This is a genomic window from Vogesella sp. XCS3 (genome assembly GCF_020616155.1).
GTDB lineage: Bacteria > Pseudomonadota > Gammaproteobacteria > Burkholderiales > Chromobacteriaceae > Vogesella.
Genome location: NZ_CP085530.1, coordinates 1,598,848 through 1,621,565 on the forward strand (window position 1 = coordinate 1,598,848; position 22,718 = coordinate 1,621,565).

The 22,718-nt window shown below is 64.5% G+C and carries 19 protein-coding genes, 5 tRNA genes, 1 pseudogene and 1 riboswitch; of the genes and pseudogenes, 11 read left to right on the forward strand and 14 right to left on the reverse strand.

Annotated features, from left to right (window positions below):
* Positions 1–17 precede the first annotated feature (17 nt).
* The 4 genes from LCH97_RS07575 to LCH97_RS07590 are packed head-to-tail and all read right to left on the reverse strand — an operon-like array spanning position 18 to position 3,924.
* Entirely contained in the window at positions 18–1,097 is a 1,080-nt protein-coding gene (locus LCH97_RS07575; RefSeq protein ID WP_227304679.1) for a transporter, read from the reverse strand.
* A 33-nt stretch (positions 1,098–1,130) separates the two neighbouring features.
* Entirely contained in the window at positions 1,131–1,904 is a 774-nt protein-coding gene (locus tag LCH97_RS07580; protein ID WP_227304680.1) for a DUF2861 family protein, read from the reverse strand.
* On the reverse strand, positions 1,901–2,545 hold the full coding sequence (locus LCH97_RS07585; protein ID WP_227304683.1) for a response regulator transcription factor: 645 nt from the start codon (positions 2,543–2,545) through the stop codon (positions 1,901–1,903). The genes LCH97_RS07580 and LCH97_RS07585 overlap by 4 nt, the downstream gene beginning before the upstream one ends.
* Entirely contained in the window at positions 2,542–3,924 is a 1,383-nt protein-coding gene (locus tag LCH97_RS07590) for a DUF3404 domain-containing protein (RefSeq protein WP_227304686.1), read from the reverse strand. The genes LCH97_RS07585 and LCH97_RS07590 overlap by 4 nt, the downstream gene beginning before the upstream one ends.
* 96 nt (positions 3,925–4,020) lie before the next feature.
* On the opposite strand from LCH97_RS07590, the gene earP reads away from it, so the two are divergent.
* The 3 genes from earP (at position 4,021) to LCH97_RS07605 (ending at position 6,620) form a co-directional block, all read left to right on the forward strand.
* Positions 4,021–5,163, forward strand: coding sequence for an elongation factor P maturation arginine rhamnosyltransferase EarP (gene earP / locus LCH97_RS07595; protein ID WP_227304691.1), 1,143 nt, complete (start codon positions 4,021–4,023; stop codon positions 5,161–5,163).
* Between the two features lie 56 nt (positions 5,164–5,219).
* Positions 5,220–5,783, forward strand: a complete 564-nt coding sequence (gene efp / locus LCH97_RS07600; protein ID WP_017508451.1) for an elongation factor P — start codon at positions 5,220–5,222, stop codon at positions 5,781–5,783.
* A 108-nt stretch (positions 5,784–5,891) separates the two neighbouring features.
* A riboswitch (yybP-ykoY riboswitch) is annotated at positions 5,892–6,056 on the forward strand.
* Positions 6,057–6,059: 3 nt separating this feature from the next.
* On the forward strand, positions 6,060–6,620 hold the full coding sequence (locus LCH97_RS07605) for a TMEM165/GDT1 family protein (RefSeq protein ID WP_227304693.1): 561 nt from the start codon (positions 6,060–6,062) through the stop codon (positions 6,618–6,620).
* A gap of 58 nt (positions 6,621–6,678) precedes the next feature.
* Here the strand turns inward: LCH97_RS07605 and LCH97_RS07610 are convergent, their stop codons facing one another.
* The gene (locus LCH97_RS07610) at positions 6,679–8,532 is read right to left on the reverse strand and encodes a DUF3857 domain-containing protein (protein WP_227304696.1); all 1,854 of its coding nucleotides are present in this window, start codon (positions 8,530–8,532) and stop codon (positions 6,679–6,681) included.
* 558 nt (positions 8,533–9,090) lie between these two features.
* Positions 9,091–11,601, reverse strand: a pseudogene (rnr, locus tag LCH97_RS07615) (ribonuclease R); the annotation flags it as partial.
* 88 nt (positions 11,602–11,689) lie between these two features.
* Between rnr and LCH97_RS07620 the strand changes: the two are divergent.
* The 5 genes from LCH97_RS07620 to LCH97_RS07640 all read left to right on the forward strand — a co-directional run bounded on the left by LCH97_RS07620 (position 11,690) and on the right by LCH97_RS07640 (position 12,289).
* Positions 11,690–11,776 (forward strand) — tRNA-Leu (locus LCH97_RS07620).
* A 37-nt stretch (positions 11,777–11,813) separates the two neighbouring features.
* Positions 11,814–11,900: transfer RNA gene (locus LCH97_RS07625), tRNA-Leu, on the forward strand.
* 38 nt (positions 11,901–11,938) lie between these two features.
* A tRNA-Leu gene (locus LCH97_RS07630) sits at positions 11,939–12,025 on the forward strand.
* A gap of 46 nt (positions 12,026–12,071) precedes the next feature.
* Positions 12,072–12,158, forward strand: a tRNA-Leu gene (locus LCH97_RS07635).
* A gap of 44 nt (positions 12,159–12,202) precedes the next feature.
* Positions 12,203–12,289: transfer RNA gene (locus LCH97_RS07640), tRNA-Leu, on the forward strand.
* Positions 12,290–12,382: 93 nt separating this feature from the next.
* Here LCH97_RS07640 and dtd read toward each other — a convergent pair.
* Positions 12,383–12,835, reverse strand: a complete 453-nt coding sequence (gene dtd, locus LCH97_RS07645) for a D-aminoacyl-tRNA deacylase (protein WP_227304702.1) — start codon at positions 12,833–12,835, stop codon at positions 12,383–12,385.
* Positions 12,836–12,918: 83 nt separating this feature from the next.
* On the opposite strand from dtd, the gene yaaA reads away from it, so the two are divergent.
* On the forward strand, positions 12,919–13,698 hold the full coding sequence (gene yaaA, locus LCH97_RS07650; protein WP_227304705.1) for a peroxide stress protein YaaA: 780 nt from the start codon (positions 12,919–12,921) through the stop codon (positions 13,696–13,698).
* Positions 13,699–13,762: 64 nt separating this feature from the next.
* Here the strand turns inward: yaaA and LCH97_RS07655 are convergent, their stop codons facing one another.
* The 7 genes from LCH97_RS07655 to LCH97_RS07685 all read right to left on the reverse strand — a co-directional run bounded on the left by LCH97_RS07655 (position 13,763) and on the right by LCH97_RS07685 (position 20,956).
* Positions 13,763–14,761 carry a 2-hydroxyacid dehydrogenase gene (locus tag LCH97_RS07655; protein WP_227304709.1) on the reverse strand — a complete coding sequence of 333 codons (999 nt, stop codon included), beginning with the start codon at positions 14,759–14,761 and terminating at the stop codon, positions 13,763–13,765.
* A 217-nt stretch (positions 14,762–14,978) separates the two neighbouring features.
* Positions 14,979–15,266: a hypothetical protein gene (locus LCH97_RS07660; RefSeq protein ID WP_227304712.1), complete on the reverse strand. Its 288-nt coding sequence runs from the start codon at positions 15,264–15,266 to the stop codon at positions 14,979–14,981.
* A gap of 100 nt (positions 15,267–15,366) precedes the next feature.
* Entirely contained in the window at positions 15,367–16,335 is a 969-nt protein-coding gene (locus LCH97_RS07665; RefSeq protein WP_227304714.1) for an ABC transporter ATP-binding protein, read from the reverse strand.
* Entirely contained in the window at positions 16,332–17,315 is a 984-nt protein-coding gene (locus LCH97_RS07670) for an ABC transporter ATP-binding protein (protein WP_227304717.1), read from the reverse strand. Before LCH97_RS07670 ends, LCH97_RS07665 begins: the two co-directional genes overlap by 4 nt.
* Positions 17,312–18,262 carry an ABC transporter permease gene (locus LCH97_RS07675; protein WP_227304720.1) on the reverse strand — a complete coding sequence of 317 codons (951 nt, stop codon included), beginning with the start codon at positions 18,260–18,262 and terminating at the stop codon, positions 17,312–17,314. The genes LCH97_RS07670 and LCH97_RS07675 overlap by 4 nt, the downstream gene beginning before the upstream one ends.
* A gap of 9 nt (positions 18,263–18,271) precedes the next feature.
* Positions 18,272–19,228: an ABC transporter permease gene (locus LCH97_RS07680; RefSeq protein ID WP_227304724.1), complete on the reverse strand. Its 957-nt coding sequence runs from the start codon at positions 19,226–19,228 to the stop codon at positions 18,272–18,274.
* A 72-nt stretch (positions 19,229–19,300) separates the two neighbouring features.
* Positions 19,301–20,956, reverse strand: a complete 1,656-nt coding sequence (locus LCH97_RS07685) for an ABC transporter substrate-binding protein (protein ID WP_227304727.1) — start codon at positions 20,954–20,956, stop codon at positions 19,301–19,303.
* Between the two features lie 283 nt (positions 20,957–21,239).
* Between LCH97_RS07685 and LCH97_RS07690 the strand changes: the two genes are divergently transcribed.
* Positions 21,240–21,728, forward strand: coding sequence for a rhodanese-like domain-containing protein (locus LCH97_RS07690; protein ID WP_227304730.1), 489 nt, complete (start codon positions 21,240–21,242; stop codon positions 21,726–21,728).
* A gap of 21 nt (positions 21,729–21,749) precedes the next feature.
* A complete protein-coding gene (gene epsC / locus LCH97_RS07695; protein WP_227304733.1) occupies positions 21,750–22,715 on the forward strand; it encodes a serine O-acetyltransferase EpsC in 966 nt (321 codons plus the stop codon).
* The last annotated feature ends 3 nt before the right edge of the window (positions 22,716–22,718 follow it).

Here is a 22,718-nt window from a genome sequence, read left to right on the forward strand (position 1 = left end):
GCTGTGTCAGGCGAATGTCAGAACCGCTCGCGCCAGCGGAAAGCCCAGCGCCCCACCAGCAGCGTAAAGCCCGCCACCAGCGCCACCAGCAGCCAGAAGCCGTGCGGGTTGGCCGCAAACGGAATGCCGCCCACGTTCATGCCAAAAAAACCGGCCACCATATTGATGGGCAGCGCCAGCACAGTAACCAGCGTCAGCGTGAACAGCGTGCGGTTGGTCTGCTCGTTCAGCATGGCGGCCAGCTCTTCCTGCAGCAGCTTGATGCGCTCTACCAGCGATACCAGGTCGCCCAGCACCAGCGAAAATTCTTCGGTGGATTCGCGCAGGTCTTGCAGATCGTCGTCGTTTACCCAGGCCGGCGGCTTGTTCAGCAGGCGGAACACCGAGCCTGGCTCCGGCGCCAGCAGGCGTTGCAGCCGCACCAGCATGCGGCGCAGCGCGGCCAGCTCGGCACGGCGGTCGCCCAGGCGGTGCGCCAGCAGGCTGTCTTCCAGCGCGTCCACACTGGCGGTGGTGTCGCGCACGATGCGGATCAGGATATCGGCCTGGTCTTGCAGCAGGTGTACCAAGAGGCCCAGCGGCGAGGCAAAAGCCGCCCCCCGCTTGACCGACGCCCGTAGCTGGTCGATGGCACGCAGCGGTTTGAGCCGCGCGCTCACCAGCACCTGTGGCGTGGCGCAAGCCCACATGGAGGCCACGTCGGTGACGCTGCGGTCGAACTCGAAGGTGACATCGTTGATCACGGCCAGCAGCGCCTGGTCCACGTGTTCCAGCCTTGTGGAGCCGGTGCCTGCGCCCAGTTGCTCGTAAAAAGCCTGCGGCAAGGCCGGCAGGCTGGCACGCAGCCAGCGCTGGCAGCCGCTGTGCGACAGGTTCAGGTGTAGCCAGACAAAGTGGCCAGCGGGCAGGCCTGCGGCCAACTGCTGCTGCAAGGCGGCCACGTCCAGCGCGCTGCCGGGCTGCTGCGGAGCAAAACGGTAGGCGCAGATCAGGCCCACCTGTTCTGCGTCAAAACCTGCTGTTGCCGCTACCGCGCCCATGCTGCTGCCCTCGCCTGACCGCGCCCACCGCGGCAGCAGCCAGTGTGCGACAAACACGTGACAACACCGTGACGGGCTGATAGCAACCGCCTAGCGCGGCCCCACCTGGCGCTGCACCACGCGCAATACCAGCGCGCCACGCGCTTCGGCACGTACCAGCGCCAGGCTTTGCCATTGCTCGCCGTTGGCCGCAGGCCAGCGCAGCGCCTGGCCCGGCTCGCGCCGCTGCCACCACTGCAGCGCAAAATCGCTACGCCGCAGCAGCGACTGCTCCAGCCACGGCGCCGGGCAGGCGGCACGCGGCGGCGGCAAGCGGGCCACGCCCAGCGGTTGGCGCGCCAGCCAGCCCAGGTTGGCCGCAGGCGGCAACAGCAGCTGCGCCTGCCACTGCCGCTGGCCAGCCTGCAGCAGCAGGCGGTAGCGGCCACCGGCCAGCGGTGCGGCCAGGTCCGGCCCGGTGAGGCGGAAATGGCGGCCGCCTTCGGCCTCGTAACGGGCACCGGCCAGCAGGTCGCTGCCGCTATCGTCCAGCAACTGCGCGCTGCGGGCGTCGCCTTCGCCACTGAGCGTAACGCGATAGCTGCGCGCCAGCGGCATGTCGCGCTGCGCCAGCTCCAGCGTCAGCGCCGGCTGCCACGGCGGTAGCTGCACGGGGGCGTCCTTGCCGCAGTGCTCGGCGGCCAGCGCTGCCAGTGCGGCCTGCCAGCTATCGCGCTGCGCCTGGCTGGCCAGCTGCGGCCAACTCGCCGCCAGCCCCTGCCACGCGGCGGGTGAGTCGCCGGCCAGCAACGCGCGATTGACGGCGTCCAGCGGCGTGGCCGCCAGGCATGGCGCGGCCAGCATGATCAGCAGCAGGTGCTTCATGCCGCGTGCAGCCGGTAACCGACGCCGCGCAGCGTCTCGATGGCGATGCCGGGCAGCTTTTGCCGCAGCTGCAGGATGTGGGTGTCCACGGTGCGGGTGCTGGGAAAGTGATCGTAGCCCCACACCTGGTTCAGCAGCTCGTCGCGGCTCATCACGCGGCCCACCATGCGCGCCAGCGTGGCCAGCAGCGCAAACTCGGTAGGCGACAGCGCCACCGCCTGCCCCTGCCAGCTGGCGGCCTGGCGCGCCGGGTACAGCTGCAAGGCGCCCACCTGCAGGCTGCCGTCGCCCAGCTGGCGCAACTGGGCACGGATGCGCGCCAGCAGCTCCTGATGGGCAAACGGTTTGCTCAGATAGTCGCGGGCACCGGCGTCCAGGCCGGCTATGCGGTCGGCCACCTCGACACGGGCGGTCAGCACGATCACCGGCAGCGCCTTGCGCGCCAGCCAGCCCGGCAGGTGGCGCAGGCTGTCGCCGTCGGGCAGGCTGCGGTCCAGAATCACCAGGTCGGCCTGGTGCCAGCACGCCGCCACGCCGTCGGCAGCGGCCTGCCACAGGCAGGTGTAGCCTTCGGCTTGCAGGTAGCGCTGCAGGCTGTCGCCCAGCAGCGGGTCGTCCTCGATCAACAACAGGGTAGTCATGGCGCGCTTTCGGCCTGCGGCGCCGGCAGGCAAAGGGTGAAGGTGGTGGGTGGGCCGGACAGCCGCAGCCGGCCGCCCATGCGGCGCATGGCGTCGGCGACGATGCCTAAGCCCAGGCCCATGCCGTCGCCGGCGCTGCCGCGCCGCAGCAGGCGGTGCAGGCGGTAATGCGGCAGGCGGCCGGCGTCGGTAACGTGCAAGCTCAGCAGGTGGCCATCCCAGGCGGCGTGCAGCCGCCACGGGGCCTGGCCGTGACGGCGGGCGTTGGCCAGCAGGTTATCCAGGCACAGCGTCAGCCAGTACGGGGTAAGCAGCAGGGTCACATCCTGTTGCAGGCAGTAGTGGCACTGGTGGCGCTCGGCCACGCCGTCCAGCCAATCGGCCAATGGCACCGGCTGCAGCGCCTGCGCGAAATGGCCCGCGCCCAGGTAGTGGCGGCTGGCCTCCGCCAGCTGGCGTAAACGTGCCACGCCGCCGGCCAGCTGGCCAAAGCTGTGCTGCGCGGCAGGCGGCAGCAGGTCGAACTGGCTGCGCAGCTGCTCTACCACGCCGGCCAGGCCGGTGATGGGCGTGCGCAGCTCGTGGGTCAGCAATTGCAAGGCGCGGCGGCGTTCGCGTTCCAGGCGGCGGCGCTGCCAGGCCAGCCACAGCAGGCTACCCGCTGCGGCCAACACCAGCAGCCCGGCCAGCAAGCGCCAGGGCCACGGGCTGGCCGGCAGCGGCTGCAGGCAATCGCGCCCCAGCCGCGCCTGGCAAGCGGCGCTGCCCTCGGGCGCCCACTGCCAGCCCAGCTCGGCCAGCAGCGGCTGCCACTGCACGGCACGGTATTGCCGCCAGTGGCCATCGTGCAGCCACCACAGGCTGTCGTCTTGCCGTAGCCAGCGCTCGCCGGCCAGCAGCGCATCGAGTTTATCGTCGGACAGCGCGGACAACGGTGCCAGCGCGTCGCTACGCTCGCGCAGATGCAGGCCGGCAGCCGGCGCGCCGTGCGGCCAACGCTGGCGCCAGACGCCGGCACTGCTGCCACCCAGCGGGTGTACCGGGTGCGCTGCCCACCAGGCGGCAGCTAAAGGTTGGCCGCGGCAATAGGCACGGGCGAACTGCTGCCACGCCGCCGGCACCGCACCCAGGCTGCCCTGGCACTGCTGCTGGTAGTGCGCCAGCTGGCGTAGGGCCGCTAGCGGGTAGTCGCCCCACGCCGGCTGCAGGCTGCGCGGCTGCAACAGCGCCTCCGGTACCGCTTGTAAGGCAGCCAGCGGTACCGATGCCACAGGGGCTAACGGCTGCAAACGCGCAGCCAGCGCCTCGGCAGGCGTGGCGACGGGCGGTGCGGCATGGGCGGCGTGGCCAAGCAGCCACAGGATAAGCAGGCGTTTCATCTGCTCATTATATGGCGGCGCGGCCAGGCTGCTGCGCGCTGCAACGCCGGCAGCCGCCCGCTATACTGGCGCCCTGTCATCCAGCCGGTACCTGCCATGCATTGCTCCCTGTTCTGTCGCGTCATCGATAACTACGGCGATATCGGCGTGTGCTGGCGCCTGGCGCGCCAACTGGTGCACGAACACGGCTGGCAGCTGACGCTGTGGGTGGATGACCTGGCCAGCTTTGCCCGCATTGCACCGGCGCTGGACGTAGCGCAGGCCCGCCAGCGGCTGGATGGCATCGAGGTGCGGCACTGGGCGGACACCCTGCCGGCCGACGCCGCCGTGGGCGAGGTAGTCATCGAAGCCTTTGCCTGCGAGCTGCCAGAGGCTTATCAACAAGCGATGGCCGCGCAAGCGCAGCGCCCACTGTGGCTGAACCTGGAATACCTGTCCGCCGAGGACTGGGTAGAAGGCTGCCACGGCCTACCGTCGCCGCACCCGCGCCTGCCGCTGCAAAAGTACTTTTTCTTCCCCGGCTTTACCCCGCGCACCGGCGGCCTGCTATGCGAGCAAGCCTTGCTGGCCGAGCGTGACGCGTGGCAGGCCGACATCGCGGCACAGCACGTCTACTGGCAAGCGCGCGGGGTGCCACCCTGCCCGCCTAGCGGCGTACGCTACAGCCTGTTTGCCTACGACAGCCCGGCGGCGGCGCAGTGGGTGCAGCAGCTGGCCGCCGGCAGCCAGCCGGTGCAGCTGCTATTGCCGATGGGCAAAGTGGTGCCGGACGTGTTGCAGGCGCTGGGCCTGCCAGCAGATGCCGGCGCCGGACAGCACTATCAGTGCGGCCAACTGGCGCTCTACCTGCTGCCGATGAGCGACCAGCGCGGCTACGACCGCCTGCTGTGGAGCTGCGATTTCAACGTGGTGCGCGGCGAAGACAGCTTCCTGCGCGCGCAATGGGCCGGCCGGCCGTTTGCCTGGCACATCTATCGCCAGGACGACGACGCGCATATCGACAAGCTGAACGCCTTTTTGCAGCACTACTGCCACGCCATGCCCCCCGCGCTGGCGGCGGCCGTGCAAGACTACATGCTGCAATGGAACCATAACCGGCTAAGCGGCGAGGCCTGGCCAGCTGTGCAGGCGCAGTGGCCCGCATGGCAGCTGCATGCGGCCGCCTGGCCAGGGCAAATTCTGGCCGGCGGTAGCCTGGCGCAGCGGCTAGTGCAATTTGCCGAAATCAGGCTACAATAGCGGGTTTTCTGGAAATCCGTTTCCATTCCAATTCAAGACATTAGGACTTTATAAGCATGAAAACCGCACAGGAACTCCGCGCTGGTAACGTATTCATGGTTGGCAACGACCCGATGGTGGTGCAGAAAGCCGAATTCTCCAAATCCGGCCGTAACGCTTCCGTTGTAAAAATGAAGATGAAGAACCTGCTGACCGGCGCCGGTACCGAAACCGTGTACAAAGCCGACGACAAGTTCGACGTAGTTGTTCTGGAAAAGCGCGAGTGCACCTACTCCTACTTTGCCGACCCGATGTACGTGTTCATGGACGAAGAGTTCAACCAGTACGAAGTTGAATCCGAAAACCTGGGCGACACCATCGGCTACATCATCGATGGCATGGAAGACAAGTGCGAAGTGACCTTCTACAACGGCAAGGCCATCTCCGTAGAGCTGCCGACCACCGTGGTACGCGAAGTGGAATACACCGAGCCAGCCGTACGTGGCGATACCTCCGGTAAAGTACTGAAGCCGGCCCGTATCAAAGGCACCACCATGGAGATCCCGGTTCCGGCCTTCGTGGAAATCGGCGACCTGATCGAGATCGACACCCGCACCAACGAATTCAAGAAACGCGCCTGATTTACCGCGCTTTCATGAAAACCGGCAGCCTGCGCTGCCGGTTTTTTTACGCCTGCACGCCACGGACAAGCTTGCCGAAAAATCGCGTGCTGGGTATCATGCCGGCTTCCTGAGGGAGTAGCCGCCCTGCGAGACAGCAGGGGCTTGCGTCAACACACTTGGCCGTTCGGCCATGGCGCCAGCGACACGCGTTTGGCAAGACTCATGATTCGCCATGCACAGCGGGGGCTGCGCCATGGTGGGTCATGTTTCGTGCGCAGCCCCCTCGGAGTCTTCATGGAAGCGTTTTTCCTGTCTACCGGCATTGTTGCCCTGGCCGAAATCGGCGATAAAACCCAGCTACTGGCCCTGCTACTGGCCGCCCGCTTCAAGAAACCCGTCCCCATCATTCTGGGCATTTTTGTCGCTACCGTATTCAACCACGCCGCTGCCGCCTGGCTGGGCCACGTGGCTACCGGTTTTGTCGATATGAACATCCTGCGCTGGGTGCTGGGTATTTCGTTCATCGCCATGGCAGTGTGGATGCTGATTCCCGATAAGCTGGACGACGAAACCAATCTGTTCGAGCGCTTTGGCGTGTTCGGCGCTACCTGTATTGCCTTCTTCCTGGCCGAAATGGGCGACAAGACCCAGATCGCTACCGTGGCGCTGTCGGCGCGCTATATGGACGCCACCATCGGCGTGGTGATGGGCACCACCATGGGCATGATGATTGCCAACGTACCGGCAGTGCTGTTGGGCGAGGTGGCCGCACGCAAGTTGCCGGTGGAACTGGTGCACAAGATCGCTGCCGGCATCTTTGCCGTGGTAGGTGTGCTGACGCTGGTGAGCTTTTAAGAGCTAAAAGCGACGATGCGGCCAACCTGGCAGGGTTGGCCGCATCGCTAGGCAAGACCTACTTTTGCAGCAGGATCTGCGCCTGGCCGTCGCACTCTTCCAGCTGGTCGACAAAGCGGCCAAACTCGGCACTGCGCATGGTATCGGCAGACAGCCATAGGGCTTTGCGAACCCACTGCTGCGCCAGCCCCACGCCGTTTTTGACCGGCACGGCTTTCAGGGTGTAGTCGGCCCATGGCGAGCGCACCTCGCAGCTGGCCGGCTGCGCCAATGGCTTGACGTCGTGCACCCGGGTCACGCTCTGCTCGTTACTGGCCTCCATCAGGTAGTCCGTCACTCCGGCCTTGGCCTGCCATTGACGCCAAGTGGCAATGCGGCCGCTGGTCTGGCGCAGATCCAGCAAGCGGAACGCGCCCAGCGGCTTGGTCACCTGTCCGACCTTCGCGTCTACCGTATAGTGGTAAGGCTCGGCCAACAGCGCTGGTACCGCGGTACGCTGTACCAGGTGCTGTGTCTTGGTCATGCCATTGGACAGCAAAGCCTCGGCCAGTACATTGTCCTGCCGCTCTTTGCCTTGCATGCTTTCCACACCCAGTATCTGGCGCGCCATGCTGCCCGCCAGCTCACCCTCGGCCTTGAGTTGCCAGAGGCGGCCATCTTGCGGGCTAAAGTCGAGCTGCTGCCGGTTATAGCTGCTGGCCGCGGCCATTAGCGGTATGCGATCGGTTGCCACTTTGCCATCGTCAGCGAGCACAAACACGCTGCGGTCTTGCAGCTCGCGCACCGGCCCTTGCAACACGTTCAGCTTTTGCGTCGGGTCCAGCCAATAGGTCTGCCCTTCGACTTGTAGCCTGACAATCGCGTGGTTCAAGCCATTTTGTGGCGACAACAGCAGCGGCGTGTTATCGACATCGGCACGCACCAATGCCACCTGCGCCTGCAAACCGCTCGCCCGCAGCATGGCCGCCAGCGTCAGCGCCATATCCTTGCAGTCGCCAAAGCCGCGTTGCTCGATCTGCGCCAGCGTAAACGGTAGATAGCCGTTTTCCGATATCCGCCAGTCGCCCATGTAACGGATACGGGTGTTAACGTCGGCCATCAGGCCGGCAAGCCTTTGCTGCCATGGCTTGCCTTGCACCATTGCTACCGCAGCAACCGCCTGCGCAGGCAAGGGCTCGGCCAGCCGCTGCGCAAAGCCCGTGGCGATGGGTGCCAGATAACGCAATGGGTCAGCCTCGGTACTTACATCAATCAGCGGCAGGCTACGCAATTCAAAGCGGTTTCCGGTTTCGGTGACGTCAAAAAACATGGGCTGTACGCTGCGTGCGGCCAACGTTTTGCGGTCTGCCGATTGCGTCACCTCGATACGACCAGCCAGATCGCGCCCAGCCCAGTGCAGCGGCTGGTCGGCGCGGATTTTCCAGTCGAATTCGTCTATGCGCAGGCTGCCGGCAGACAAACCCTGCATCTGTGACAGCGCCTCGAAAGGCGCGATGCGTGGCGTCTGGCGGCGGTACTCCAGCACCACGGTACTGCCGGTGCGTACTGCAGGAAAGGCCACAGTCAGATAGCTGCTGCTCTCGAAGCCATTCTGCCCGGGCATGGTGCCGCGCTGTATGTCGCCATCCGGTACAGCCAGCTCGGTGCCATCGGGCTGGCGTGTGTAGGCGCGCAGTAGCGTAAGCGTTTCACGTTCGCGAAACACCAGAGTAGCGGTGCCGAAAGCATCACGGCCACTATCACGCAGAATGGTGACCACCTGCTCGATGCGGCAATCACTGCCCTGCGCTACCTGCCACTGGCAATCCTGGCGAAAGCGCAAAGCCGAATTGGCCTCCTGCGGAGATTTGAACGCAGCCATAGCCGGCATGGACACGGCAAGGCACAGCAAAAACTTGGCAGACCGATTCATGATATCAAGATTCATTCTCATCAAAAACGCCACTCAAAGTACAACAAAGTCATAGCCCAAACAAGCTTAGCGCTGACTCTTTAGCATCCACTGCGCGATTCAATAAAAAAACCGCAGCACCTGGCTGCGGTTTTGTTTTCGCTTGCTACGCCGGGCTTAGCGGCGCGGGCTGCGGCGGCTGCGCGGCTTGGGTGTCGCGCTATCGGCCGCCGGCGCTGCCGGTGCCGGGCTGGCCGGCGCCTCACTGGCTGGCGCAGGGTTGGCCGCAGCACTGGCCGCCGGCTTGCGACGGCGCGGCGCTTTGGCGGGTGCCGCTTCGGCAGCGGGCGCGGTTACTGGCGGCACCGGCTGGCTGGCTGCCGGCTTCGGCTCCGCGGGCTGCGCCGTGGCCGCTTTGCTCGCCGGTGCTTTGGTGGCGGCCGGTTTGCGCGGCGCACGCGGTGGCTTGGCCGTTACCGGCGCTTCGGGCTTGGTTTCAACCTGTTTGGCTTCAACCTGCTTGGCTGCGACCGGTTTGGTTTCAACCTGCTTAGGCTCTACCTGCTTGGTTTCAACCTGCTTAGGCTCTACCTGCTTGGTTTCAACCTGCTTGGCTGCAACTGGCTTGGTTTCTACCGGTTTGGCAACAACAGGTTTGGCAGCAGCTGCTTCTGCCGGCTTGTTGGCCGCATTGCCCTTGCCCCGATGACGATTGCGCGATGACGGTTTGGCCGCCGGTGCCGGCTCGCTGGCCACTGGCAATACAGCCGGTACCAGCTTGACGCTGACTTCGGCTGCCGGCTTGGCCGGCGCCTTCTGTGGCGGCTCGAACCCGCCCTGACGGCGCTTGTCGCGGCGGTTTTTCTGGTGACGCGGGCCACGGTCGTCGCGACCGCCATCACGGCCACCGTCGCCCTTGGCGCGGCCTTGATCCAGCAAGGCAAAGTCCACCTGTGCGGTTTCCAGATCAGCGCGCATTACCTTGATGGTGACGGCGTCGCCCAGCTGGTAACGCAGGCCGCTCTTCTCGCCGATGATGGCTTGCAGGTCTTTGTGGAAGTGGAAGTAGTCCTTGCCCAGCTCGGAGATATGGATCATGCCTTCCACGTACAGGCCATCCAGCAGCACGAAGATGCCAAAACCGGCCACGGCGCTGATCTTGCCGGTGAACACTTCGCCCACCTTGTCGCGCATGAAGTAGGTTTTCAGCCACGATTGCACGTCGCGGCTGGCGTCATCGGCGCGGCGCTCGGCCATGGAGCAGTGCTCGCCGATGGCTTCCCACTTGCCCGGCTTGTACTTCTTGTCGGCCAGAATGGCCTTGATGGTGCGGTGCACCAGCAGGTCGGGGTAGCGGCGGATCGGCGAGGTAAAGTGGGTGTACGCCTCGTACGACAGGCCGAAGTGGCCCAGGTTTTCCGGCTGGTAAACCGCCTGCTGCATGGAGCGCAGCAGCATGGTCTGGATCATGCTGGCATCCGAGCGCTCGCGCACGCGGTCGGCCAGCTCGGCGTAGTCTTTGGTGGTGGGCTTGTCGCCGCCGCCCAGGGTCAGGCCGCTGACATTCAGGAAGCGGCGCAGGTTTTCCAGTTTCTCGGGCGTCGGGCCTTCGTGCACGCGGAACAGGCACTTGTGTTCGTGCTTGAGAATGAACTCGGCCGAGCACACGTTGGCCGCCAGCATGCATTCTTCGATCAGGCGATGGGCGTCGTTGCGCACTACCGGTACGATCTTGTCGATCTTGCCCTGCTCGTTGAACAGCATCTGCGTCTCGACGGTATCGAAATCCACCGCGCCGCGTTTCTTGCGCTGCGCCAGCAGCTGCTGGAACAGGGCGTACAGGGTTTCGAGCTGCGGCTTGCGCGGGTGCTCGCCGCCTTCGGACAGCAGCTGCCATACCTGGGTATAGGTAAAGCGCGTTTGCGAGCGCATCACCGCCGGGTAGAACTGGTACTTTTTCACCTTGCCGCGCGCCGAGATCTGCATGTCGCACACCATGCACAGGCGGTCGACATCCGGGTTCAGCGAGCAGATGCCGTTGGACAGCTCTTCCGGCAGCATGGGAATCACGCGGCGCGGGAAGTACACCGAAGTACTGCGCGTGCGGGCGTCCACGTCCAGCGCGTCGCCGGGGCGTACGTAGTGGCTGACGTCGGCAATGGCCACGATCAGGCGGAAGCCTTTGCCGCTCTTCTCGGCGTATACGGCGTCGTCGAAGTCGCGCGCGGTTTCGCCGTCGATGGTGACCAGCGGCAGGTCGCGCAGGTCTACGCGGTCCTTGATGTCTTTTTTGCCGACTTTTTGCGAGGTAGCCACGGCCTGCGCCACGGCTTCATCGCTGAAAATATGCGGCAGGTCGTGCTTGCGCAGGGCAATTTCGATTTCCATGCCAGGGTCGGCGTAATCGCCCAGCACCTCGCTGACCTTCACGATGGCCTGACGATGCGCATCCGGGTATTCCAGAATGTCGACCATCACCACCTGGCCGTGCTTGGCACCGCCGTCGCCGCCGGCTTCCACCAGCATTTCCTGGCGCACGCGGCGGTCTTCGGCCACGGCAAACCAGACACCGCGTTCGTTGTAGATACGCGCAATCAGGCGGGTGGTGGCACGTTCGATCACATCGGCAATACGGCCTTCCGGGCGGCCACGGCGGTCGGTGCCGGCCGGGCGGATCATCACGCGGTCACCGTGCATCACCTTGTGCATTTCGCGTTCGGAAAGGTAGATATCGTCGCCCTCGCCGTCTTCGCGCACGGCAAAACCGTAGCCATCACGGTGGCCGGAAATGCGGCAGGGGATCAGGTCGAGCTTCTGCGCCACGCAGATCTCGCCCTTGCGGTTAATCAGGATCTGGCCGGCACGTTCCATGGCGCGCAGGCGGCGCTCGAACAGGTCCAGCTCGTGATCGTAAATGGGGAAAACGGCCGCCAGTTCCTCTGCGTGCATCGGCACGCCATTTTTTTCGAGGATTTCCAGGACAAATTCGCGGCTAGGTAAGGGATTGTCGTATTTGGTTTTTTCGCGACTCAGGTGCGGGTCCTGCAGGCGCAAAGGCTGGTTCTTGCTGTTTTTTCTATTGGAGGCCATTGACACTCTCAAAATGATCATTATAATGCGTGCTTCTTCGGTGCACTGCCCTAAACAAGCAGCGCTATCGATGATACAGCAAAGCAGCGCCCAGGTGGCGGAATTGGTAGACGCACTAGGTTCAGGTCCTAGCGCCCGCAAGGGTGTGGAAGTTCGAGTCTTCTCTTGGGCACCAGCAAATGCTCGCTTCTTTGTTGTAGAAAACCCGGTTGGCCCAGGTGGCGGAATTGGTAGACGCACTAGGTTCAGGTCCTAGCGCCCGCAAGGGCGTGGAAGTTCGAGTCTTCTCTTGGGCACCAGCAGCAATGCTGATGTTCAACCGGTAAAAATTTGTCGTGCCCAGGTGGCGGAATTGGTAGACGCACTAGGTTCAGGTCCTAGCGCCCGCAAGGGTGTGGAAGTTCGAGTCTTCTCTTGGGCACCAGCAAGTTATCTTGCTGTTGACACGACAACTGACAATCAAGGTTTTGGCCCAGGTGGCGGAATTGGTAGACGCACTAGGTTCAGGTCCTAGCGCCCGCAAGGGTGTGGAAGTTCGAGTCTTCTCTTGGGCACCATTACTTTTTGTCAGATAGCAGTCGGCAGCACACAATCAGGTTTAGCCCAGGTGGCGGAATTGGTAGACGCACTAGGTTCAGGTCCTAGCGCCCGCAAGGGTGTGGAAGTTCGAGTCTTCTCTTGGGCACCAGTTAAAAAAGCCGTTGACACAGTCAGCGGCTTTTTTGCGTTTTCACCTTCCGCACACAGGTTGGCCGCATGCGGCCAACCCTGCCCTGCCGGCTTACTCCGGCGCCTTGCTATCCAGCCAGATGGTGACCGGGCCATCGTTCACCAGTGCCACCTGCATGTCGGCGCCGAACACGCCGGTGGGTACCGCCTTGCCTAGCGCGGCGGCCATCGCCATCACAAAGCTGTCGAACATCGGCTGCGAAATCTCGCCCCGTGCCGCGCGGCTGTAGCCGGGGCGGTTGCCCTTCTTGCAGCTGGCAAACAGCGTGAACTGGCTCACCGCCAGCACTTCGCCCCCTGCGTCCAGCACCGAGCGGTTCATCACCCCCTGCTCGTCGTTAAAAATGCGCAGCTGGCTGACCTTACGTACCAGCCAGTCGATGTCGGCGGCCGTATCGGCCTCTTCTACCCCCACCAGCAGCAGCAAGCCGGCGCCGATCTGCCCCGTGATGCTGCCCTCTACCGTTACCGACGCCTGGGTAACGCGCTGTACCAATACCCGCATGCCTGCCTTTCCTGCCGCGTACCATTCACCGGCTGCGCCGCCATGCATTAGAATGGCCGCCGCCCACCGCCTAAGGACGTGACATGTTGATGGTTATTTCGCCAGCCAAAACGCTGGACTACGACACCCCTGCCCACACCGCACGCTACACGCAGCCAGACTTCCTGGCCCACAGCGCCGAGCTGATCGCCACGCTGCGCCAGCTTAGCCCGGCCGATATCGGCCAGCTGATGAGCATCAGCGATGCACTAGCCACGCTGAACGCCGGGCGCTTTCACGACTGGGGCGGTGAATTTACACCAGAAAACGCCAAACAGGCAGTACTGGCCTTTATGGGTGATGTGTACGAAGGGCTGGATGCCGCCAGCCTGAGCGAGCCGCAGCTGGGCTGGCTGCAGCAGCACCTACGCATTTTGTCCGGCCTGTACGGCCTGCTGCGCCCGCTGGACCTGATGCAAGCCTACCGCCTGGAAATGGGTACCCGCCTGGCCAACCCGCGCGGTGCCAACCTGTACCAGTTCTGGGGCGAGATCATCACCGAGGCACTGAACACCGAGCTAGCCAAACAGCCGCTGCCGCAGCTGGTGAACCTGGCCTCCGACGAGTACTTCAAGTCGGTGAAGCCGAAGAAGCTGCAGGCCACGGTGATCACACCAGTGTTCCAGGACCTGAAAAACGGCCAGTACAAGATCATCAGCTTTTACGCCAAGCGTGCACGCGGCCTGATGGCGCGCTGGGCGGTAGAACACGCAGTGAGCGATGCCGAGGCACTGAAGGGCTTTAACAGCGAAGGCTACGCCTTTGACGCTAACGCCTCCGACGCCACGCACTGGGTATTCCGCCGCGACCCGCTGGCGCAATAAGCACGTTAGTCGCAAACAAAAAGGTTGGCCGCGGCCAACCTTTTTTCATTCGCAACGCCAAGCGCTACTGCGGCAATACCTCGTTGGCCAGCGCTTCGCCAGCGGCAAAGGCCGTGGCGTTGCCCAGCGTGGTATCGGCGATATTGGCCAGCGCCTCGCGCGTGAGAAAGCCTTGGTGCGAGGTGACCAGCACATTGGGGAAGGTCAGCAGCCGCGCCAGCTGGTCATCCTGCAGGCCGGTATCGGACAAGTCCTCGAAGAACACGCCCTCCTCCATTTCGTACACATCCAGCCCCACACCGGCCAGCTGGCCGCTCTTAAGCGCGTCGATCACCGCCGGGGTATCCACCAGCGCCCCACGGCTGGTATTGATCAGGATGGCACCGGGCTTCATGGCGGCAATGGCTGCCGTGTCGATAATATGGCGCGTGGCAGGCAGCAGCGGCACGTGCAGGCTCAGCACGTCGCTGTGCGCCAGCACCTCGGCCAGCGGCGCGTAGTCAAAGCCCAGCCGCGCCGCCAGCGTCGCGTCCTGCTGCGGGTCGCAGGCCAGCACGCGCATGCCGAAGCCGCGGGCAATGGCGATGGCCGACTCGCCGATACGGCCGGTGCCGATCACGCCAAATGTCTTGCCGTGCAGGTCGAAACCTACCAGCCCGTCCAGCGAGAAATCCATCTCGCGCACGCGTACGTAAGCCTTGTGGATGCGGCGGTTCACCGCCAGCAGCAGCGCAAAGGCGTGCTCGGCCACCGCGTGTGGCGAGTAGGCCGGCACCCGCGCCACGCGGATGCCGTGCTGGCGGCAGGCGGCCAGGTCCACACCGTTAAAGCCGGCGCAGCGCAGCACCACCAGCCGCACACCCAGCGCGGCCAACCTGGCCACCACGGCGGCGTCCAGCCGGTCGTTCACAAAGGGGCAAACAGCGTCAAAACCGGCCGCCAGCTCCACCGTGGCCGTATTGAGGCGCGGCTCGAAAAACCCCAGCTCATGGCCGAAGCGGGCATTGGCCAGCGTCAGCGCCTGGCGGTCGTAATGTTTGGTGTCGAATACGGCAATCTTCATGCGCACTCCAGTGGGTTGGTGGCTGTGTATCAAGCATGATGACGCACTTGCCGCCTTGCAGGAAAGCCCCCACGAAGCCAAGCCGGGCTCCCTCCGCAGGCTCGCTACCCCGACACAGCACCTGCCGATACCGGCCAATGCTGGCGAGGCAGGTTCCGGCGCATGGGGCAAACGCTGTGCTTAGGCGGCCATTGGCCGCACTCGGCCTGACAGGCTGTCAATTCAGACGGGGCCGCAAGCGCGTGGCCACCTCGCCACCCTGCTGTTTGCGGCCAATAAAGGCCACGCTGATCTGCTGGGCCCGCGCCACGCTTTTCATGCGGCGTGCCAGGTTGTGGTTCACAAACTCCAGCATGATGACCATGTGGCCGATACCGGCCGGAATGGTACGGGTGAGGTCGCTGCGCTTGCGCCCGCTCCAGTGCACCACATCGCTGTAACCGCCGGCGATCAGCGCGCGGCGGGTGGCATCGATATTGTCGCCGCCTACAATCATGGCTCGCATGGTGTGACTCCCTTGGTTGCATTCACTGCAGTGTATGGATAGCCCAGCAGCCGACAAACCAAGAAAAACGGCACAGCTTATACACTGTGCCGTCATAGCCTTATGCCATCAGATGACAACGCACCTGATGGCCGGCAGCCACCCTGTGCACCACCGGCACCTCGCTGGCGCACTGCGCCGTAGCCTGCGGGCAGCGCGTGTGAAAGCGGCAGCCGGCGGGCGGGTTGGCCGGGCTGGGCGGCTCGCCCTGCAGCACTACCCGCTCGCGCCGGGCGTCCGGGTCGGCCACCGGTATCGCCGACAGCAAGGCGCGGGTGTAAGGGTGGCGCGGCTGGCCGAACACCTGCTCGCGGCTGCCCTGCTCCACAATCTGCCCCAGATACATCACCGCCACGTCTTCGCACAGGTGCTCGACCACCGCCAGGTCGTGCGAGATGAACAAAAAGCTCACCCCTTGCTGCTTAAGGTCGGCAAACAGGTTGATGATCTGCGCCTGGATCGACACGTCCAGCGCCGACACCGGCTCGTCGGCCACGATCAGCGCCGGCTGCAAGGCCAGTGCGCGCGCAATGCCGACGCGCTGGCGCTGGCCGCCGCTGAATTCGTGCGGGTAGCGGCTGTAATGCTCCTCGCCCAGGCCGCAGCTGGCCATCACCGCCAGCACCCGCTCGCGCAGCACCTCGCGCCGGCACAAGCCATGCGCCAGCAGCGCCTCGCCGATGGCGTCGCCCACACGCAGGCGCGGGTTGAGCGAGCCCAGCGGGTCCTGGAATACCAGCTGCAGCTGCGGCCGTAGCCGGCGCAGCGCGGCTTTGTCCAGCGCGTGCAGGTCGTGGCCGGCAAAGCGTACTTCGCCAGCGTCTTTCTGATGCAAGCCCAATACGGTGCGGCCAACCGTGGTCTTGCCGCTGCCCGACTCACCCACCAGGCCCAGGCTGCGGCCACGGCGCACCACAAAGCTTACGTCGTCCACCGCCCGTACCGCGCCGGTCTGGCGCCCCAGTACACCGCCGTGCAGCGGAAAGTGTTTCACCAGGCCATTCACGGCCAACAGGGTATCGTCGCTCATGCGGCCTCCTCGGCGTTCAACAGCAGGCAAGCCGCCTGCTGGGTAGGGCTGGTGGCCTGCAGCACGGGTTGCCGGTGCAGGCAGGCTGGCCGCGCGTGCGGGCAGCGTTCGGCAAAGGCGCAGTGATCGGGCAGCGCCAGCGGGCTGGGCACCTGGCCGGGGATGGCGGCCAACCTGTCCAGCCTGCGCCCCGGCACCGGCCGCGACGCCAGCAGGCCCTGGGTATACGGGTGCTGCGGGTGGCGGAAGATGTCGCGCACGCTGCCGGTTTCCACCACGCGGCCGGCGTACATCACCACCACGCGGTCGGCCATCTCGGCCACGATGCCGAGGTCGTGCGTAATCAGCAGCAGCGCCATGCCGCTGGCCTGCTGCAGGCGGCGCAGCAGGTCGAGAATCTGCGCCTGGATGGTCACGTCCAGCGCGGTAGTCGGCTCGTCGGCAATCAGCAGCCGCGGCTGGCAGCTGATGGCGATGGCCAGCATCACCCGTTGCAGCATGCCGCCGGACAGCTGGTGCGGGTAGCTGGTGGCAATGGCCTCCGGCCGCGCAATGCCTACCTGTTGCAGCAGCGCGATGGCTTGCTGCCAGGCGGCGGCCGGGCTGAGCTGGCGGTGGGTCAGCAGCGGCTCCATCAGCTGTTCGCCCACCGACAGCACCGGGTTCAGTGCGCTCATCGGTTCCTGGAACACCATGGCGATATCACGGCCGCGCAGCGGGCGCCACGCTGCCGGCGGCAAAGCCAACAGGTTGGCCGCATCCAGCCGCACTTCACCGCCCAAGCGGCAGGCCGGCGCCGGCGGCAGCAGGCCCATCAGGCTGAGCGCAGTCACGCTCTTGCCGCAGCCGGACTCGCCCACCACAGCTACGCTTTCGCCTGCGTGGATGGCAAAGCTGACGTCCTGCACCGCACGCGCCACGCCCTGCTCGGTGGCGAACTGCACGCTGAGGCGGTCAAACTCGATCAGTGGCTGGCTCATCGTGCACCCCTTGCTTGCAGGCGCGGGTCCAGCGCATCGCGCAGGCCGTCACCCAGTACGTTGATGGCGATTACGGTGGCAAAAATGGCCAGCCCGGGCGGCATCCACAGCCAGGGGCGGCGCTGGAAGTCCACAAAGCTGTTGGCGGTATCCATCATATTGCCCCACGACGGCGTGGGCGGTACCACGCCCAGGCCCAGGTAGCTAAGGTAGGACTCGTTGAGGATGGCACCCGCCACGCCGGTGGTAGCCACCACAATCAGCGTCGGGATGGTATTGGGCAGCAGGTGTACCAGCAGGCGGCGCCACAGCGGCAGGCCCAGCACCTCGGTGGCCAGCATGAAGTCGCGGCTGCGCAGCGATTGCACCTGGCCGCGGATGATGCGAGCCAGGTTGGTCCAGCCCAGCAGGCTGAGCATCAGCATCACCAGGTAGATGCGCTGCTCCGGCGCCACCTGCAGCTCGGACAGCAAGGCGCCCAGAATGATCAGCAAAGGCAAGCTGGGGATGGTCATCAGCAGGTCGGCCAGCCGCATGATGGCGCCGTCCACCCAGCCACCGGCGTAACCGGCCAGCGCGCCCAGCACGTAACCCAGCACGACAGACAGCACCACCGACACCAGCCCTACCGCCAGCGAGATACGGCCGGCGTGCAGCAGGCGGGTAAGGATGTCGCGCCCCAGAAAGTCGGTGCCCAGCCAGTGTGTGGCGCCAGGCGGATGGTTGGCCGCCAGCGCATCGGTGGTTTCCAGATCCCACGGCAGCAGCCACGGGCCGGCGACGCAGGCGACTACCATCAGCGCCAGAAACAACAGCGCCAGCATGGCCGGGCGGTTGCGCCACAGCCGGGCCAGCGCCTGCTGCCACGGCGTGCGCCCCGCACTGGCCAGGCTGGCCAGCTCGGCCTGGCGGCGGCGCCACGGCAAACGTAAAGACAACACAGACATCACAACTCCTTAACGCAGACGGATACGCGGGTCGGCCAATGCCGACAGCACGTCGGCCAGCAGGTTGCCCACAATGGTGAGCACGGCCAGCAGCAAGGTGAAGCTCATCAGCACCGGGTAATCGCGTGCGGCCAAGGTATCGATATGGATATGGCCGACACCCGGCCAGTTGAAGATTTTCTCGGTGACGATGGCGCCGGCAAACAGCCCCGGCAGCTCGAAGCCCAGCAGCGCGATCAGCGGCAACAGTGCGTTGCGCAGCGCGTGGCGCAGGATCACTACCCGCTCCGGCAAGCCCTTGGCCCGCGCGGTGCGCACGCAGTCCATCGCCAGCGCGTCCAGCATGCTGGCGCGCACGTAGCGCGTCAGGCCACCGGCCTGCAGCATCACCAGTGTCAGCACCGGCAGCACCATGTGGCGTGCCACGTCCAGTGCGTAGTCCCAGCCAGTGGCATTGCTGCCGATGCTGATCATGCCGCCTACCGGCAGCCAGCCCAGGTCCACGGCAAACCACTTGATCAGCAGCAAGCACAGGAAAAACACCGGAAAGCTCATGGCGGCAAATACGCCCAGCGTCACCACGCGGTCAAACCAGCTGTAAGGACGCACTGCCGCCAGCACACCCACCGCCAGCGATAGCGTCCAGTACAGCAGCAAGGACACCAGCGCCAGCAGAAAGCTGCTCCACAGGTATTGCCCCAGCAGGGTGCTCACCGGTATCTGGTGCTGCAGCGAAAAACCCAGGTCGCCCTGCAGCAGCTGGCCAAGCCAGCCCAGGTAGCGCGCCCATAGCGGGCGGTCCAGCCCGTACAGCGCTTTCAGCTCGGCCGCACGCTGCGGGGTCAGGTTGATATTGCCGTCGATGAAATCGCCCGGCGTCAGCGCAAACACCAGGAAGATCAGCAGCGAGGCACCGAATAACAAAGGAATGGCGCCCAGCAGGCGCCGCAAGACATAGGTTCGCATGAGAGGTCCAGCCAGAAGTGAAACCGGCCGCCACGGTGGCTACCGTAGCGGCCGGGGTTGGCCGCAAGCGGCTCAGTACTGGATTTTCAGCTTGGGCAGGCTGCCGAAAATGCCGTTGAACACATCGGGCTGGTAGTTGCCGATACGGCTGCTATTGACGTACAGCAGCTTGCGGTTAGCCAGCAGGATCAGCGGTGCATCGTTGGCCAGCACCTGGTACAGCTGGTGGTAAATGGCCTTGCGCTTGCCGATATCCAGCGTGCCGTTACCGGCGTTGATCAGCTTGTCTACCTGCGCGTTCTTGTAGCCCACTTCGTTTTCGGTGGAACGGAAACGCGCCACGCCGTCGTGCGGGTCGTTCAGGCCGGAGGTGCGGAAGGTAGCCAGATCAAAGTTGCCAGCCTTGCGCTTGGCCAGCAGCGCGTTGAAATCCGACACCTCGGGGCGTAGCTCCACCCCTACCCGCTTGAAGTTTTCCTTGGCAATGGGAATCAGCGCATCGTTGAACAGGCTCTTGGTTGCCAGCAGGGTGACCACCAGCTTCTGCCCGCCTTTTTCGCGAATACCGTCGCTACCCAGCTTCCAGCCGGCCTGATCCAGCAGTGAGGCAGCTTTGGCCGGGTCGAAGTTGTAAGGGTTCACGCCCTTGGTATCGTAAGCCCAGGACACCGGTGACAGCGGCAGCGTGGCCACACTACCGTAGCCCTGGTACACCACGTCCACCAGCTTTTTGCGGTCCAGCGCATAGGTCAGCGCCTGGCGCACGCGCACGTCTTTCAGCGCCGGTTTGTTGTGGTTGAACTCGATCAGGCTGTAGTCGCTCGAGTTGTAGATATTCAGGTTGGCAAAACCCAGCGCCTTCAGCTGTTCGATGTTGTCGGCATTGATCGAAAAGCCTTCCAGGTCGGTTTCGCCGGTCTGGAACAGCTGTAGCTTGGTGGCGTCGCTGGTGATGCGGTAGATGAAGTTGGGCACCGCTGGCTTGCCGGCAAAGTAATACGGGTTGGCGTGGAAGCGCACTTCCTGGCCCGGAATGAATTTGTCGTAGATATAGGGCCCGGCACCCAGCGGCTTGCTGCTGTACTGGCGCAGCTCGTCCAGCTTGCCTGGCTGGTAGCCACGGCCATACCAGGCGCGCGACAGCACCGGCCCGCCGATCAGCTGCAGCGTGGTGGCACCCGGCTCGGTGACGGTGATCTGGATGGTTTGCGGGTTCAGCACCTTGATACCTTCCACACTGCTGGCCTTGCCGGCCTTGTAGGCGTCGCCGCCCTTGATCTTGGCCAGGCTGATATCGGTGCCGCCGTCGTAGGCCGGGTCGTGCAGGAAGGTCAGCGTAAAGGCCACGTCATCGGCGGTAAACGGCGAGCCGTCACTGAACTTCAGCCCCTTGCGCAGTTTCAGCGTGTACTGCAGGCCGTCCTTGCTGACCTGCCACGACTCGGCCTGCTCGGCGCGCAGCTTGCCTTGCGCATCCAGCCCTACCAGCCGCCCGAAGATCACCTCGGTCACGTTCTCGTCCCAACCATTGCTGAACAGGTAGGGGTTAAAGATGCCCTGCGGCGCCGAAATGGCCCCGACGATGGTGTCCTTGCGCGCCTTGGCCTGCGCCGGAATAGCCGACGGGTTAGTGGCGGCAATTACATCGGCCTGGGCGCTACCGGCCAGTACGCCGGCAGCAATGGCTGCGGCCAACAGGCGGCGCAGGAAGGGAGAGTGGCTATGCATGACTGGTCTCAAAGTGGTTGTCAGAGGCCGCCAAAGTTAGCAGCCCGCCCCCACCAGACAAACCAATGATTTCTGATTTTCTTATCAATAAAGGCATATAAATTCACAAAATCAGAATAATCAACAACAAGAAGCCCAATAAAAAGCCATACACCGCCAAATCAGCAACATCCCATCGTTATAAAAAATACTGGAAATGACAGCTGTTTTTCTTGGTTAGCCCGGCGGAACTGCCGCCGTATAGTGGCCCTGCACCCGAAAGATGCCCTGCACGGAGACCACCATGCCCCACGCTATCAGCCCACAGACCTTCCCCCTGCCTATCAACCCAGACACCTTGCTGGCCTCTGGCCGCGAGCGCGCCCAGCGTGCGGAGCTGCCCTACCCTGGCTGCCTGTACCCGCAAGAGGCGTGGGCACTGGTAGAGGCCGGCGTTGCCGCACTGGTAGACGTGCGCACAGTCGAGGAGCGCAAGTTTGTCGGCCACGTACCGGGCTCGCTGCACGTGGCCTGGCAAACCGGTACGGCGCTGATCAAGAACCCGCGCTTTCTGCGCGAGCTGGAAAACAAAGCCGGCGGCAAAGACCGCGTCATCGTGCTGCTGTGTCGTAGCGGCAAGCGTTCGGCGGCCGCTGCCGAAGCGGCTGCGGCAGCGGGTTTTACCCAGGTGTTCAACGTACTGGAAGGCTTCGAGGGCGAGCTGGATACACAGCAACGCCGTGGCGACCTGGGTGGCTGGCGGCTGCGTGGCCTGCCGTGGCAACAGGACTAACCCACAGCGGGAGCAGATCACATGAATGACCGAGCAAAAAGCTGGCTGTCGTTTGGCAGCCACCAGCAGCAAAACTGGGATATCGAAGGCGTGGTGCGCGAGCTGCGCAACGCCCGCCTGGACTGGCGCAAAACCCACGGCCGCACCCGCGAGCTGGGCGGGCGCGAGTTCCCCTCGCGCGAGGCTCTGCACGACATCGTGGAGGCGCTGTCCGGCGTGCTGTTCCCCATGCGCCTGGGGCCGCCGGACCTGAACGAAAGCAGCGAGGACTTCTATGTGGGCCACACGCTGGCCCAGGCACTGGACGCGCTGGTGAAACAGCTGCAGCTGGAGCTGAGCTATAGCGCCCGGCTGCAAGGGCTGAGCGATGCCAAAAGCGAACAGAACGCGGTGATCATCGCCCGCGGCCTGGCCGCCGAGCTGCCACGGCTGCGCCGCATTCTGGATGCCGACGTGCACGCTGCGTATGTAGGCGACCCGGCGGCGCGCAGCGTGGACGAAGTGCTGCTGTGCTACCCCGGCATCAGCGCCATCCTTTACCACCGCCTGGCGCACTACCTGTACCGCGCCGGTGCCACGCTGGTGGCACGCATCATCGCCGAGATCGCGCACTCCGACACCGGCATCGACATCCACCCCGGCGCCCAGATCGGCAAGGGCTTTTTCATCGACCACGGCACCGGTGTGGTGATAGGCGAAACCGCCATCATCGGCGAGCGGGTACGGCTGTACCAGGCCGTAACACTGGGCGCCAAGCGCTTTGCCAGCGACGCCGACGGCAAGCTGGAAAAAGGCCAGCCGCGCCACCCCATCGTGGAAGACGACGTGGTGATCTACGCCGGTGCCACCCTGCTGGGCCGCATCACCATCGGCCAGGGCGCCACCATCGGCGGCAACGTCTGGCTCACGCGCGACGTGCTGCCCGGCAGCCATATCACCCAGGCCAATAGCCAGAATATTACCGGGACGCCGCAGGCCACACGCTAAGCG